Origin of the sequence: Rosenbergiella collisarenosi, from assembly GCF_018494085.1 — a bacterium.
Taxonomy (GTDB): Bacteria; Pseudomonadota; Gammaproteobacteria; order Enterobacterales; family Enterobacteriaceae; genus Rosenbergiella; species Rosenbergiella collisarenosi.
In genome coordinates this window covers 237575-250573 of sequence record NZ_JABBFP010000004.1, presented here as the reverse complement: position 1 = coordinate 250573, position 12999 = coordinate 237575, and the positions used below count along the sequence as shown (strand labels likewise).

General features: G+C 50.4%; 11 protein-coding genes. 8 read left to right on the top strand and 3 right to left on the bottom strand.

Going from position 1 to position 12999, the window contains the following annotated elements; all coding sequences use genetic code 11:
• Positions 1-47: 47 nt before the first annotated feature.
• Positions 48-854: a helix-turn-helix transcriptional regulator gene (locus HGT70_RS09070; protein ID WP_071432332.1), complete on the top strand. Its 807-nt coding sequence runs from the start codon at positions 48-50 to the stop codon at positions 852-854.
• Positions 855-873: 19 nt separating this feature from the next.
• Here the strand turns inward: HGT70_RS09070 and HGT70_RS09065 are convergent, their stop codons facing one another.
• On the bottom strand, positions 874-3078 hold the full coding sequence (locus HGT70_RS09065) for a catecholate siderophore receptor Fiu (protein ID WP_214195647.1): 2205 nt from the start codon (positions 3076-3078) through the stop codon (positions 874-876).
• Between the two features lie 346 nt (positions 3079-3424).
• A complete protein-coding gene (locus HGT70_RS16610; protein WP_214195646.1) occupies positions 3425-4552 on the bottom strand; it encodes a metallophosphoesterase in 1128 nt (375 codons plus the stop codon).
• Positions 4553-4769: 217 nt separating this feature from the next.
• Here HGT70_RS16610 and HGT70_RS09055 point away from each other — a divergent pair, with 217 nt between their 5' ends.
• The 5 genes from HGT70_RS09055 to HGT70_RS09035 are packed head-to-tail and all read left to right on the top strand — an operon-like array spanning position 4770 to position 10782.
• Positions 4770-7124, top strand: coding sequence for a TonB-dependent hemoglobin/transferrin/lactoferrin family receptor (locus tag HGT70_RS09055; protein WP_214195645.1), 2355 nt, complete (start codon positions 4770-4772; stop codon positions 7122-7124).
• 45 nt (positions 7125-7169) lie between these two features.
• On the top strand, positions 7170-8192 hold the full coding sequence (locus HGT70_RS09050) for a hemin-degrading factor (protein ID WP_214195644.1): 1023 nt from the start codon (positions 7170-7172) through the stop codon (positions 8190-8192).
• Positions 8189-9022: a heme/hemin ABC transporter substrate-binding protein gene (locus HGT70_RS09045; RefSeq protein ID WP_422047378.1), complete on the top strand. Its 834-nt coding sequence runs from the start codon at positions 8189-8191 to the stop codon at positions 9020-9022. The genes HGT70_RS09050 and HGT70_RS09045 overlap by 4 nt, the downstream gene beginning before the upstream one ends.
• Entirely contained in the window at positions 9006-10010 is a 1005-nt protein-coding gene (locus HGT70_RS09040) for a FecCD family ABC transporter permease (RefSeq protein WP_071432322.1), read from the top strand. Before HGT70_RS09045 ends, HGT70_RS09040 begins: the two co-directional genes overlap by 17 nt.
• Positions 10003-10782, top strand: coding sequence for a heme ABC transporter ATP-binding protein (locus tag HGT70_RS09035; RefSeq protein ID WP_214195643.1), 780 nt, complete (start codon positions 10003-10005; stop codon positions 10780-10782). The genes HGT70_RS09040 and HGT70_RS09035 overlap by 8 nt, the downstream gene beginning before the upstream one ends.
• Positions 10783-10786: 4 nt before the next feature.
• Here HGT70_RS09035 and HGT70_RS09030 read toward each other — a convergent pair whose 3' ends face one another.
• Positions 10787-10927, bottom strand: a complete 141-nt coding sequence (locus HGT70_RS09030) for a hypothetical protein (protein ID WP_157725384.1) — start codon at positions 10925-10927, stop codon at positions 10787-10789.
• A 696-nt stretch (positions 10928-11623) separates the two neighbouring features.
• Between HGT70_RS09030 and HGT70_RS09025 the strand changes: the two genes are divergently transcribed.
• Entirely contained in the window at positions 11624-11938 is a 315-nt protein-coding gene (locus HGT70_RS09025) for a HipA N-terminal domain-containing protein (protein ID WP_214195642.1), read from the top strand.
• 52 nt (positions 11939-11990) lie between these two features.
• On the top strand, positions 11991-12950 hold the full coding sequence (locus tag HGT70_RS09020; RefSeq protein ID WP_232526890.1) for a type II toxin-antitoxin system HipA family toxin: 960 nt from the start codon (positions 11991-11993) through the stop codon (positions 12948-12950).
• The last annotated feature ends 49 nt before the right edge of the window (positions 12951-12999 follow it).

Below are 12999 nucleotides of genomic sequence, written 5' to 3'. Positions count from 1 at the left end.
TACCAGTACAATACCTGTAGTTATCCTAGTATAAGAGGTAATGGTCTATGACGACGCCGAGTCTAAGTACAGCCAAAAAAGTGGGCGATTTTTTACGTTGGAAACGCGAACAACTCTCCCCAGAGCAGGCGGGATTAGTCGCCGGATCTCGACGACGCACGCCGGGATTACGCCGCGAAGAGGTGGCGCAACTCAGTTATGTCAGTACAACCTGGTACACCTGGTTGGAGCAGGGGCGAGGGATCTCCGTCTCTGCCCGCACCCTCGGTGGGATTGCGACAGCCCTTCAGCTCGCCAAAGCTGAACGGGAATACCTCTTCAACCTCGCCGAGTTGACGGATCCTCACGGGCAACTCCCGATGGCGAATGCGCCGAATATTGTGGGCGTTGTCGAGTCGGTTAAGGCACCTTGTTATGTGATGGATATTGCTTGGCGTCTGGTGGCATGGAACCGGGCAGCGGAAGATCTGTTCAGCGGCTGGCTATCCGTCGATCCGGCTCCGAATATGCTGGAGTTTATTTTTACTCATCCCTTAGCGCGGCAGCTAGTCGTGGATTGGCCCGGGCGGGCGCAACGTATCGTGGCAGAATTACGCGCAGAATCGATCCACCTCGATAGCCATGCGCCGTTAAAAGCGACGGTCGATGCTCTGCAAGAGAAGAGTGAGGAATTTGCAACCTGGTGGGCGAATTACCATGTCGTTCTGCGAGAAGGGGGGAAGCGAGAGTTTAACCATCCACAACAGGGACGATGTCAATTTCAACAAACGACATGGCAACTCTCGCCTGAGTCAGGGACAAAGATGATTATCTTGATAGCACAGGAAGAGATAGATGACGCCCCAGCTGAGTGAGGCGTCATACAGAGAGTGGTTAGAAATGAACGTTAGCCGTTAACATCCAAGTCCGTGGTGAACCCGGCGTATAGCGATAACCACTGCGGTTGAGCGCGGCGATATACTTCTTATTAGTCAGGTTATAGACATTCAGCTGTAGATCAACCGTAGGGTTAATCCGCCATGCCGCCATGGAGTCCGCAACCCAGTAGTGGCCGACCGAAGACGGTGTACCTGATGCACTGTCTTTAATCTTGTGCATCGTACCCACATAACGAGCGCCGATCCCGACGGTAACGTTATCCACGACATCCCAAGTTGCCCACGAGGTAAACGAGTGTTTCGGGGTAAAGGGGATCGCGGTCGACCCATCGCTGGTACTACTGGTTTTGTCGGTACGCGTGTTTTGTTGGGCGTAACCAGCCATCAGGTGTAGGTTATCGGTGATATCCCCGGCAGCACTTAATTCATAACCTTCGACCCTTTTCGATCCATTCTGCACATACTCATTAGTGGTACTGTCCAGTTCCGCATCGTTCTTAAGATTGGTTCTGAATACGGCCGCACTAAGCAGCATTTTCTTATTAAATAGCGACCACTTCGTGCCGATCTCCGTCGTTTGGGCTTTTTCAGGCGTAAAATTAATATTTTCGCCGCCGCGTGAAGTACGGTCCGTGGTGTCATTCGTCAGTTTAAAATCGACACCACCGGGAGGTTGCTGAGAGACCCCGTAGTTCGCATAGACGTTACCATTATCCGTAAGATGGTAGAGGACACCCGCCTTCCAGTTAACTAAATTATCCGATTGTTTTAAATTACTGTGCCCTGTCGCACTGTCCGCGATGTAGTGGGTTTGGTAGCTATCGACCCGTACACCCCCATTTAGCGACAGGCGGTCAGTTAACGCAAGCGTGTCAAAGGCATAGACCCCTAGGGTATTGGTACGTCCCCGTGCGGCATAAGCGGCGGTCGGCGAGACGGTAATGTCTGTGGACGGGTGCAGGAGATTGACACTGTTCGAGGCAAATGCATAAGGATAACTGTTGTAATTCTCTTGTGTCAGTTCCACACCGGTACTCACCGTATGGGCGACGCCTAAGGTAGAGAATTTTGCCGTCAAGTTAGTCTGGTTGGTCAGGATCTTATTGACGGTATCGCTGGCGTTCATCGACCGGGTGCCGTATACCTCACCGTTCTGCCTGGTCAGTGAGCGTCCCATCACGGCGGATAGAAGATATGACTGGCGAATTTCCGACCAGCGTGTTGTGTTGGTTAGCGTCAGGTTATCGTTAAAATCGTGTTCGAAGCGCGAGGTAAAGGTATCCTGCACATCGTGTTCGTAATCTGAATCGGTGCCGTAAAACGTTTTACGAGAAACGGGTGACGCATTATTTAATAACGCATTGGTGCTGCTATATCCCGGTAAGCCAACGGTATAGACACCGCCATCCGGGGTACTGTCCTGCTGGACATGAAGGTAATCGAGATAAAGGCGGGTCGAGGTGCCTAATCCGAAGGCTAATGAGGGAGCAATACCGTATTTCTCATGGTCGACATCGTTGCGACCTTTAGTATTACCCTTATCTCCCATCACGTTAATACGCATCGCGGTCGTATCGTTGAGCATCTGGTTATAGTCCAGAGTCCCTCGGCGTTCAGAGGCGCTACCATACCCCACTGAAGCATCGACACCGGTATAAAGCTCGGGTTGCTTACTTTCCATGTTGATCGAGCCAGAGGGAGCGGTTCTGCCATAATCGGAACCAGATGGCCCTTTAATGATTTCAATATTTTTGGTGTTAAAGGTATCGCGGGTAATACTCCCAATATCGCGGACGCCGTCGACATAAATACTGTTCGACGTATCGATGCCGCGCATCATGATTGCATCGCCCATATTACTAGAGCCGTTCTCGCCCGAGAAGAATGCGCCGACCCCAGGAGAGTTTTTCAGAGCATCGCTAAGCGTGTTGGCTTGCTGCTCATGGAGTACTTTTTGTGGTACCACCTGCACGGTACGGGTGGTATCGGCGATGGGGGAGGTGAATTTCGTCCCCGAAAGTTTTTCAGGGGCGTACAACGAAGGTAGGGCACTCGCTGACACTACAATGTTGTTACTGTCTTTAACCGGAGTTGCGTTTTCGGCTGCTTGTCCAGTGCCGATCATGCCGTACAAACCTGTGAAAAGCGTCACTTGGCTCAATACTTTTAGCGACGGTACAACATTATTTTTATTTTTCATGTGAATATTTTTATATAAGTCTATTAATAGAAATCATTATCATTACTATTTACATTCATTGTAAGCTTTGATTTACATAAGTTTACATATTAACGCAGTTTGAAAAGATATTATTTTTCAAGTAATTATGTTTATTTTTTATTAAAAAGTGGGGGGGGTAGCGCCACGATAGAGGAGGGAATTGTCAATCACGCTCCGTGCAAGGCGTGACGCTAACAAGTCAAAGGGGTTTAACTATCAAGAGATATTGGAGCTTTGAGAGTTATTCGAACAGAGGGATGAGGAGATACGGTATTTTTGTCTTCGCGTATGACTGTGGCAGAGTAGCCCCTGCCACTTTTCGACGTTATCTCGCCTGAGTATCATCACCTTTTAAAACAAACAGCGTAATCTCTGAAGGATAGCCTAGCCGTAAGGCAAAGCCATTCCATAACCCGGTGCCATTACTGACATAAAGGTGGCGTTGATCAAGGGTATATAGGCCAGATGAAAATCCCTTATTTGCACGTTTCACGATAGAGGCGAGGCCGTAAACCATACCACCATGAGTATGGCCTGAGAGCTGTAAATCGACGCCTGCGGCAAGATTCTCACGGGCATTTTCAGGCCGGTGATCGAGGAGAATAATTGTAGAGTGGCGATCAACCCCGGCAAGCGCCTGCTCTAAATCCGGGCCCTCTTGCTGATAACGTAACGCCGCCTCATCGGTTACTCCGGCAACATACAGGCGATTCCCCGCTTTCTCAATAGCCACCGAGCGATTGATGAGTTCTGTAAACCCGAGCTGCCCCATGCGCTGCATCCACGGCAAATAGCCAGAGTAGTACTCATGGTTACCGGGGATCGCGAAGCGGCCATCTTTTGCCTGTAATGCGGCTAACGGGGCCACATCATTAAACCGTTTTTCGACGCTACCGTCTGCAACATCTCCCGTAAACAGTACAAGGTCGGCATCCAGTTGATTGGTGCGCGTCACGACTTTTTTCATCCAACGACCGGTAAATAAGGTGCTGGCATGCAGGTCAGTGAGCTGGACAACACGATAGCCATCAAAGGCTTTCGGTAGATGTTGTATCGTCAGGTTTACCGTTTTGACCCGCGGGACTTTCACTGCCTGATACGTCGCATAAGCGGCGATAAGCACGGCCACGCCTAACAGCCCGTGGCGTACCAGCCCGTAATCGGGCCAGGTTCCCTGTATGGCGAATTGAACACCACTGATGAGATCGCAGAGAATGAGCAACAGCGTGAAAACGATTAAGGTGCCGAATAAGCCATTAATGGCCACCATCATGCTATGTGGGAACTCTGGCGCGAAACGGTTACCGAATACCAGTTTATAGACTAAGTGGCATTGCGCGACGGCAACGACACCGATAAAGAAGAGTAAGCGTAACGCTAAAGGCAAATGGAGCGGTAAGATATACCGCCCGCCGATATAGAGTGCGGGTAAAAGTGTTATCCAAGCAAACACATAACCTCCAGAATAATGGTATCGATTCCCATACTGTAGCACTGCACCTAGTCAATGTAAGTAAAGGCGAAGGAATAAAAAAAAGTGAACTTTTACTATAATCGCTATTGATAATCATTATCATAATGATATAGATTCGCATTCATTAGAATAACGACTGTCTCCGACAGTTCTTGGTTTTTTTGCGAACGATTTTACTCAGGAACACACAGCCTTTATGCGTAAACTTTCACCGGCGTCAACGCCATTCCCTACCCGCCAGCGACTCACTGCGATAGCGCTAAGCTTAGGAAGTTTTTATTGTAGCGCTGCATCGGCGAGTAATTTGCCGCTCACCCCACCACAGCAAGAAAGTGATAATTTGGTGGTTACGGGGATCGTGCCACACCCAGATGCCACGAATAAAGTCGTCGTCAGCGCGGCACAGATGCAGAAAAATGGGTCGAACGATTTTGGCACGCTAATGCGCTACCAGCCTCTTGTCGGGGCGACCGGTGGCGGAGCAGGCTCAGGAAGCGGTAAGAGTGGTTTTGATCGCGGAGGTTATACGGGCTATAACATTCGCGGCCTGGAGAGTAACCGAGTCGGCATTGATGTCGATGGCGTTGCCATGCCACAAGCGACAGGACGGCCTTATGCGGGGCGAACTGGGGTGAATAGTTTCGGGATAGGGCGTGATTATATCGATCCTTATCTGTTCGGCCAGATGGATATTGAAGCGGGGGCGACCGCAGTGTCCCAGCCTAATACCGCGATAGGTGGATTAGTCGCCTTCCATTCTAAATCCGCCGACGATTATTTATCGTCTTCTCGGCAACACTATTTTGGCTATCAAACCGACTACGACTCCGCCAATCGAGCCTGGCATAACGGAATAACCGCCGCGGCGGGTGATGATACGCTGCGTGGCCTATTTGCCTATAGTCGTCGTGATGGGCAAGAGACGCGTACCCAAGGCAATAACCAAGCTTGGCCGGAGAACTGGCATTCCGATGCGTTCTTGGCCAGTGGAATTTGGCAGCCTAATGATGAGCACAAACTTACCGCCAGTGGTAACTATTATCAAAAAACGAGTCATACCCATTTCGATAGCTGGGACTCAGCGGGAAAAGCGGTGTTAGGCACCAGTAATCAATCTAGCCAATCCCGTCGTTTTGGCGTGATGGTGCAAGATGATTACACGCCGCTCAACCAGTGGGTCGATCAACTCACGAGTCGTGTGTATTGGCAGAAAACGCAAGCCCACGACAATACCGTTGGCCCGAGTGCAACCTTAGTCCCCACCCGTACCCTCTCTGATTTCAATACCAATAAGTTCGGTTTCACGACGGAGCTGGCTAAGACAATCGGCCGCCAAGATCTCCGCGCAGGATTGAACGGTGATTTTACACGTACGGAGCGACCGTTCTCGCAATCGCCTGCACCACTCGTTTATTACCGTGTCATGCAGCCGCAAGCCGATAGCCAGAGTGAAACGTTCGGCGGATTCCTCGAAGATAAAATTAATGGCGACTGGCAAGGACATCACGTGGCAATCACCCCCGGTATCCGGGTGGCCTATATGAAAAATAAACCGCGTAATCTCGGCAGCCTGGCCGCGGGGAGTAGCACTTTAACCGAGGAAAGTGTCTCAAACCTGTATAGCAGCCAGAGTGATACGCAATTTTTACCGTCGTTAAGTCTTGAGTATTCCCTTACACCGCAACTGTTAACCTATATCCGTTATCAACGTGGTGCGCAGTTCCCCGAAGCGAGCCAACTCTATGGTTCGTGGAATCTAGGCTCTAGCTATGCGGGAACGCAGCAGTATGCCTTGATCGGTAATAATTCGTTGAAAACAGAAACCAGCAATAACCTCGAATGGGGGATAAAAGGGCAAGCGGTGTCTGGGATCGACGTCCAAGGTTCAATGTTCTACAACGACTACGATAACTTTATTGCCTACAACCGCTATACGCGCAGTGGTTCGCCAAGTAAGTTTACTCAGGTACCCGCGAATATCTATACCGTTTACCAGGCTGAAAACCGAGATAAAGCCTTCATTTATGGCGGAGAGGTCACCACTAAGATCCATTATGGTCAGTGGTTCCCGGCGGTGAATGGGCTGAGTTCCAGTTTTGCGCTGGGGTATACCAAAGGGATGTCCAAATCTTCACTGCAGGATGATAAATACGTTGATCTAGACAGTGTTGCACCGATGAAAGCCGTCGTCGGCGTAGCATGGGATGATCCGGCGCAACGTTATGGCGCAGCGCTAACGGCAACCTTTGTCAAAGGCAAGCAAGCGAAACAGACCACCCGTGATACGACCAACACGGGCAGCGCTACCGAGAGCGAAAACAGTAAGTATCTACGCATCCCTGGATACGGCATGGTGGATATGACCGCGTACTGGCGCGTGACGCCAAGAGTAAAACTCAGTGGTGGAGTCTATAACCTCACCAACCGTAAATACTGGGACTATTTAAGTAGCAGGGATTTAACGACGGATACGACCCAGCATCAAACGGATATCGCACTGGCGACGATGCCGGGTCGAACCTTCCAACTCGGCCTAAATGTCGATTTCTAATTAGCCTGCCCCAGATGACTGGGGCATTTTCCGGGAGGAAAAATAATGAATAAACACTATCCTGACTACCTCGCACTGAAAACTGCACATCCTCACCTTTACGCCCGTGATCTCGCCGGATTAATGACGATCAGCGAAGCAGAGTTAACCCTGATCCGTTGTGGTCACGATGCGCTATCGTTAAAGACAGACTTCGAAGCCCTACTTAATGGCCTAGGCGCTGTAGGGGAAATAAAAAGCCTGGTACGTAATGACTACGCGGTCCACGAGCAGTTAGGACGCTATACTAACCTGCACTTCGGCGCGCACGCCGGTCTGGTACTTAATCCACGCGCCCTCGATCAACGTTTTTTCCCGCAGCAGTGGTCGAGTGCTTTTGCCTTGACCGAGCTGAGTGCAACCGGCGAACGTCACAGTATACAAATCTTTGATCGGCAGGGGGAGGCGGTAGTCAAAATCTACACCACTACGCAGACGGAGACTCATGCATGGCAGGCGTTAGTCGAGCGCTTTCGCCAAGCAGCTCCCGCATGCCTCGAACTGTCTGAACGTCCTTCTTTGCCAGAAGTCGTGAACAGTGAACCGCAAAAAGTTGAAGAAGAGTGGCGTGCGATGACCGATGTGCACCAGTTCTTCCAGCTACTTCGTCGCCATCAACTGACCCGTCAACAGGCGTTTAAGATGGTGAGCGAAGAGTTGGCTCGTCCGGTGAGTAATGCGAGCATTGCACGCTTATTGGAACGGGTCCAGCAGCAGAACGAGATCATGATCTTCGTCGGAAATCGTGGTTGCACCCAGATCTTCACCGGGCGTGTAGAGAAGGTTATTGAGATGAAAGGGTGGCTAAATATCTTTAATCAAGATTTTACCCTGCACTTACTCGATCAACAGATCGCCGAAAGCTGGATCACACGTAAACCCACGGCGGATGGTCATGTGACGAGCCTCGAACTCTTTGCAGAGGATGGTACGCAAATTGCCCAACTCTACGGTCAGCGCAGCGAGGGTCAGCCCGAGCAAGCGCTCTGGCGCCAACAGCTTGATGAACTCCTTGAGGTACTCTGCTGATGAAGCCTTTGTTCTTTCTTCTCTGTATGGTCGTCCTACCCGTCACTGCCGCGCCACGACTTGTCGCGCTTGGCGGTGATGTCACGGAGATTGTCTACGCCCTCGGGAGTGGTGAGCAGCTGGTGGGACGAGACAGTACTAGCCAGCGGCCCGCTGCGGCGACAAAGCTACCGGACGTCGGATACCTACGACAACTGAATAGCGAGGGGATTTTATCGCTACAGCCCACCTTAGTACTCGCCAATGGGCAAGCTCAGCCGTCACAGGTTCTGCAACAAGTGGAAAAAGTCGGGGTAAAGGTGGTGACCGTTCCTGCCTCGCCACAACTCTCGGTGATCGCGCTAAAGGTTAATACCATCGCGCAAGCCTTAGGTAAGACGGGACAAGCGCAGCCGCTGCTTGCCCAGTTATCCCGACAGGTTGCAGAGCTTGGTCAGCCAGTCCCAACCGGCCATAAAGCGCTCTATATTATGTCAAATCAAGGACGACAGAGCCTGGTTGCGGGTAAGGACACCGCCGCAGACGTTGTCCTACGCAGTGCCGGGCTGGTGAATGTGATGGGGCAGGTTGCTCATTATCAACAGATGTCACAAGAGGGCATCATCTCCGCAGCCCCCGATCTGGTGATCATCGACCGGCAAGCGCTACAACAGATGGGGGGGACGGCCCAGCTCTGGACCTTACCCGGCCTCAGCCTCACCCCGGCGGGTAAGGCGCAGCGGGTGATCACGATCGATCAGATGGCTTTACTCGGCTTTGGGATCGATACGCCACAGGCGATCTTAACTCTTCGTCACGATGTTGCCGAGAGCTATGCGCACAAACCGTAATCGTCGGCGTATGCTGGCAAGCCTGAGCATTCTCCTCGTGCTAAGCGCGATAGGGGTCACACAGTTCGGCGCGATGAAACTCAGCCTCGCAACATTATGGTCGCAACCCTTCGATAGCCTTGGCTGGCAGGTTTGGTCAACGATTCGCGTGCCGCGCGTATTATTCGCACTGTTGATCGGCGCCGCGCTATCAGTCTCCGGAGCGGTGATGCAGGGACTATTCCGTAACCCCTTGGCCGATCCTGGGCTACTCGGGATTAGTAGTGGTGCGGGGTTACTGGTTGCCTGCGCATTGCTTATCCCTCTCCCTCTGCCAGCGGTGACCCGCCTGTGGCTGCCGGTAATCGCCGCCTTTATCGGTAGCTTACTCGTGACGGGACTCATCTTTCAGTTAAATAAGATGAGCCAAGGGCAGCTATCGCGGCTATTACTACTGGGAATCGCGATCAATGCGATCGCCGGTTCACTGGTTGGCGTACTCTCTTGGCTCAGCGATGATCAACAGCTACGTCAGTTATCATTATGGGGGATGGGGTCGTTAGCGCAGGCTCAGTGGCCGGTCGTCGGGATCACCGCGATCATCATTATTCCCACCTGCCTGCTGCTACTGCGTTACGCACGCGCCTTAAACCTGCTACAGCTAGGCGAGGAGGATGCTTTTTATAACGGTATCGACGTATTACGCACGCAGCAATGGCTACTCGTCGGCAATGCGTTATTGGTAGGCACCGCTGTCTCGTTCACGGGGATTATTGGCTTTATCGGATTAGTGATCCCTCATCTGGTACGGATGCTGCTAGGCAGCGACCACCGCTGGGTCTTACCCGGTGCGATAGTCAGTGGCGCGCTATTGCTCCTCCTCTCCGACACCCTAGCTCGAACTCTCGTTCAACCGGCGGAAATGCCCGTCGGGTTGGTGACCAGCTTACTGGGCGCTCCTTGGTTTTTTCTCCTGATCCTAAGACAGTTGAGGACTCGCTATGCATAGCCAACTCAGTGCTCGGCAACTGGGGTTGCAGCGTGGCGCGCTGCGCCTGATCGCCCCTCTCGATCTTGAGCTCTCTCTCGGCGAGTTCGTCACGATTATCGGCCCGAATGGGGCAGGGAAGTCTACGCTTCTCCGGCTACTGACCGGTTTCTTATCCCCTACGCAGGGAACGTGCTTGCTGGCAGGAAAGGCTTATGATCAGTGGGATCGACGGCAGCTCGCCGATCGGCGTGCTGTGATGCGACAACAGAACCCACTCTCTTTCCCAATGATGGCCGAGGAGGTCATCCAGCTCGCGCTGAGCCACCATGCGCCGATCGCACAGCGCACGATCCTCGATCAGGTGGTTGATCTCGTCGGCTGCCATGCATTGCGTGGCCGTGACTACGCTACGCTCTCCGGCGGAGAGCAACAGCAGATTCAGCTAGCAAGAGTCCTCGCGCAACTCTGGAAAGGCGGAGAGCCGCAAGGGTGGCTATTTCTCGATGAGCCGACATCGGCCTTAGATCTTTATCACCAACAGCACAGCTTACGTCTGCTACACCGTTTAACACGAGGCGGAAAACTAATGGTCTGTACGATCCTCCACGATGTTAATCTCGCGGCGACCTGGTCTGATCGTCTCTTAGTGATGGGATCGGGAATGCTACTGGCAGACGGTCCGGTCGCACAGGTATTGACCGAAGCCCATCTTAAGCAATGGTATCAGGCCGACTTACGCGTTATTTACCCTGAACATTCGGCGCATCCTGCGGTATTACTGAATAAGTAGCCGTTTAGTCATTAAATTGCAGCTCTTGATAGTCCCCTTCGTCAGGAGCGCGACGTCGGCGTGGGGGTTGGCTCGGCTCTTCCGGGAAAGGGCGTTGGCGAGTGGCAAACAGCGTTTCATAAAGATCGTTATCATAATCGCTCATAAATAAACCTCTTCAATATACCGATGACTCTCGCTACAGTGCCGGAGAACGATGACAGTTTTATGAACGAAGCGAAAATTTCACCGCCTACATGCCAAACGTGGCATGTAGGCGGTGAAATGGAGGAATGCAGGGTTTATGGTCCCTTCTTGGTTATTCGATATGAGTAGGCTACTGGCATCAACAACCTTGAACGCGGTTTTAACCTGCCCTCCTTTGGTTGTCACGACATGCGATGTTCGCCCGGTATCTGTCTGTGTTTTCTCTATGGAGTTTAAAAGTATGATTAGTTCATCAATACTCTTGGCTCCGGTCAGTTGGTCGGTTTTATTCACAAAAAAAACCAATATTCAATTGAGACTTGAGGCTATGGACTTCGGTATTTACTAAAAAGCCATAACACAAAGAATCATTTTTGATACTTAAAGATATTAATTGGCTATTTTTTGATGTACAAAGTAGTATTAAATATCATATTTGATATTACCGAGAATTCAAAATGAACGATTTTTCTGTTTCTGAGGAAAAGCTGAGTAATCAGATTAAGGACAGGATTAAAAGACTAGAAATTAGCCATGACGAGCTATCCATTCAAACAGAGATCCCCATCGCAACCCTAAAACGCATGATAAAGCGTCCTTATAGCGCGCGGTTCAGCAACATCATTAAACTGTATTCAGAGTTAGGGTTATCAATATGCGTAGGACAGTGAGTGTATATTTTTACAACAAGCTAGTTGGCTATCTGATCCAGGAAGATAGGATGTTTCATTTTAGTTACTTACCTTCCTACAAAGGGCCTTCTATCTCGCTAAGCCTCCCTAATAACGGCACTGTATTTTCATCAGAAAAGCTACCGCCTTTTTTCCATGGTCTAGCACCGGAAGGCTGGTTGAAAAAGCGTTACTCAGAAACGCAGAAAATCGATGAAAATGATACTCTCGGCCTACTCGTTGAGAACGGAAAAGACCTACTCGGCGCGATAAAGCTAAGGCTAACCGATGAATTATAAAAGGTGCTTGATTACCTTAGCTCCCCTAAAGGAGTCCGAACGGCAGTCGGGAATGTCACGTAAAGGCATGAAGGCATTGTTTACCCAACCCAACGCTAAATCAGTACTCCCCTTTACACGCTTAGAATTTGTAGTAAAAAAGCCCTTTGACCAAAAAGGAATGAGTATATCAGGCGCGCAACCTAAACTATCGCTCGCTCTCGATCAGCAGGGCACGCTTAATGTTGTAAAGGATGGCGGCACATACCTCCTAAAACCCTCTCCCGAACAATTTAAGAACCTCGCTGAGAACGAACATGCGATTATGTCTTGCATGAAAGCCCTGGGTTTCAATGTTCCAGAATTCGGGTTAATTCCCTTTATTCCACCAATCGAAACAGGTGAGCAGGAACTCGCTTTTGTCATTGCTCGTTACGATCGCGATGGTGAGTCAAGGATTCACCAGGAACAAATTGATGGGGCGATGGGCATTACAGATAAGTATGGAAAGGAGGGGGAATTTCAGACGGTAAGCTATGAGCAAGTCGGCGACTTCATAACGAGGAATGTAGATAGCTCGCTAGCCACCAGGCGCGATTATTTTAAACGTGTAGTCTGTGCCTACCTTCTTGGTAACAATGACTTTCATCTACGCAATATCGGGGTAATGCACCCTCTTGATGAAAATATATTTATTACCCCTGTTTACGACTTCGTGAGCGTGGCCGCCTACCCTGAACTCCTCGACGAACACTTAGCACTCCCTTTGCTAATACGAGAAGAATATAACCATGAATTAGCCGCTGGTTACGACACGAAACATGGAGAGCTAATTGGGTATGATTTTATTGAATGTGCGGCAGGTTTTGGGATTAAGTCAGAGTTAGCTAGAAGGTACATCAATGATATTTTAGCTAAAAAGGATAAGTTGATAGAGATCATCCATAACAGTTATATGACTGACGAGCATAAAGAAATTGTTATTAAATATATTAAATCGAAAGCACGGCTATTGGCCGTGTTCGACTTGTAAAAATAAAAAGGCCCTCAGTTGAGGGCTCTTGTATCAGGCTATCGTCAAT

What these genes read in the sequence shown, in the direction of transcription:
- HGT70_RS09070 (WP_071432332.1), top strand. Translation starts at nt 48, where the DNA reads ATGACGACGCCGAGTCTAAGTACAGCCAAAAAAGTGGGCGATTTTTTA.
- HGT70_RS09065 (WP_214195647.1), bottom strand. Translation starts at nt 3,078, where the DNA reads ATGAAAAATAAAAATAATGTTGTACCGTCGCTAAAAGTATTGAGCCAA.
- HGT70_RS09055 (WP_214195645.1), top strand. Translation starts at nt 4,770, where the DNA reads ATGCGTAAACTTTCACCGGCGTCAACGCCATTCCCTACCCGCCAGCGA.
- HGT70_RS09050 (WP_214195644.1), top strand. Translation starts at nt 7,170, where the DNA reads ATGAATAAACACTATCCTGACTACCTCGCACTGAAAACTGCACATCCT.
- HGT70_RS09040 (WP_071432322.1), top strand. Translation starts at nt 9,006, where the DNA reads ATGCGCACAAACCGTAATCGTCGGCGTATGCTGGCAAGCCTGAGCATT.
- HGT70_RS09035 (WP_214195643.1), top strand. Translation starts at nt 10,003, where the DNA reads ATGCATAGCCAACTCAGTGCTCGGCAACTGGGGTTGCAGCGTGGCGCG.
- HGT70_RS09030 (WP_157725384.1), bottom strand. Translation starts at nt 10,927, where the DNA reads ATGAGCGATTATGATAACGATCTTTATGAAACGCTGTTTGCCACTCGC.
- HGT70_RS09025 (WP_214195642.1), top strand. Translation starts at nt 11,624, where the DNA reads ATGCGTAGGACAGTGAGTGTATATTTTTACAACAAGCTAGTTGGCTAT.
- HGT70_RS09020 (WP_232526890.1), top strand. Translation starts at nt 11,991, where the DNA reads ATGTCACGTAAAGGCATGAAGGCATTGTTTACCCAACCCAACGCTAAA.